This is a genomic window from Geobacillus thermodenitrificans subsp. thermodenitrificans DSM 465 (genome assembly GCF_000496575.1).
Lineage (GTDB): Bacteria > Bacillota > Bacilli > Bacillales > Anoxybacillaceae > Geobacillus > Geobacillus thermodenitrificans.
Genome location: NZ_AYKT01000047.1, coordinates 1 through 1,435 on the forward strand (window position 1 = coordinate 1; position 1,435 = coordinate 1,435).

A 1,435-nucleotide genomic window follows, 5' to 3' on the forward strand; every position below is an offset into this window, starting at 1 on the left:
ATGAGTTGGTGCAAGCGGTCAAAGAATACACGGACGACGTTGCTGAAGGTGTTCGGAAAACAGTAGACAAAACTGCGCGGAAAGTATTACAAGAAACCAAAGCGCTGGCACGAAAACGGACAGGCGAATACGCGCAGTCATTTAGAATCACGAAAGAGGATGGATTCGGAACAACCAAACGCATCGTATGGAACAAAAAACACTATCGCCGCGTTCATCTTCTCGAATTTGGACACGCAAAAGTAAACGGTGGCCGTGTTCCTGCCTATCCGCATTTGCGACCAGCGTATGAGAAACACGCGGCAGACTTGCCGAACGAGCTAAAAAGAGTAATCGAAAACGGTGGTTAAGATGACACAAGCGGAGTTATATCAAGCACTTAAAAGTATTGGCTATCCCGTCGCCTACGGTTCGTTTTCTAGCCCTGTCACACCGCCGTTTATTGTTTATCAGTTTGCTTACTCGAACGATATGATGGCGGACAACGTCAACTATGTTGCGATTGACGACTTCCAAGTAGAGTTATACACAGCGAAAAAGGATTTAACCGCCGAACAAAAAGTACAAGACAAGCTCAAAGAGCTAGGCCTACCATATAGGAAATTTGAGACATATCTCGATGAAGAAAAGATGTTTCAAATTCTCTATGAAATTCAAATTATAGGAGGTTGAAATTGTGAATCCACAAATCGAAAACAATTTTCGTTACCACGCCCCAAAGGAAGGACAGCCAGAAAAATACCAAGCGATTCGGGAAAAAGCAAAAGAACTAGCTTATTTGATTGACGAACTTTGTCCGAACAGCAGAGAGAAATCTCTGGCATTCACAAACTTGGAACAATCAGTGATGTGGGCTAATGCCAGCATCGCGAGAAATGAATAAGGAGGTTGAATAATATGAGCCAAAACAAAGTAACGTTTGGTCTTGAAAAAGTTCATATTGCTTATTTAAATACAACAACACCGACACCAACATGGGACACGCCAATTCCTATTCCAGGTGCAGTCAGATTCTCTCCGGAACCGCAAGGGGAAGAAACAACGTTCTACGCCGATAACGGGCCGTATTGGACGTATACATCAAACAACGGTTACAACGCCGAACTTGAAATGGCTAATATCCCTGACCAAGTGCTCGCGGAATTGCTCGGCTGGGAAATCGACGCAAACGGTATGCTCGTGGAAACAACAGACGGTGAACCGAAAGAGTTCGCACTGCTTGGGCAAATCCTAGGCGACAAGAAAAATCGTCGCTTTGTCTACTATCGTTGCAAAGCAAGCCGACCAAGTAAAGAACACTCGACCCGTGCGGAATCAGTAGAACCAGCGACAGAAACGTTGAATATTCGTATCCTCCCGATTGAAATTAACGGGAAAAACATTGTCCGTGGCGTACTCGAATTGAATGACACGAACCAAGCGATTTATGACAATT

4 protein-coding genes are annotated in these 1,435 nt (G+C 44.4%); all 4 read left to right on the forward strand.

The window, feature by feature from the left end; all coding sequences use genetic code 11:
* On the forward strand, positions 1 to 350 hold a 350-nt coding region (locus tag DSM465_RS0117795; RefSeq protein ID WP_029761961.1), incomplete at its 5' end, for an HK97 gp10 family phage protein.
* A gap of 1 nt (position 351) precedes the next feature.
* Positions 352 to 672 (forward strand): hypothetical protein, encoded by a 321-nt coding sequence (locus DSM465_RS0117800; protein WP_029761962.1) that lies wholly within the window; start codon positions 352 to 354, stop codon positions 670 to 672.
* Positions 673 to 676: 4 nt separating this feature from the next.
* A complete protein-coding gene (locus DSM465_RS0117805) occupies positions 677 to 883 on the forward strand; it encodes an Acb2/Tad1 domain-containing protein (protein ID WP_029761963.1) in 207 nt (68 codons plus the stop codon).
* 14 nt (positions 884 to 897) lie between these two features.
* Positions 898 to 1,435, forward strand: a 538-nt coding sequence (locus tag DSM465_RS0117810) for a major tail protein (RefSeq protein WP_029761964.1), incomplete at its 3' end; no start/stop codon positions are given.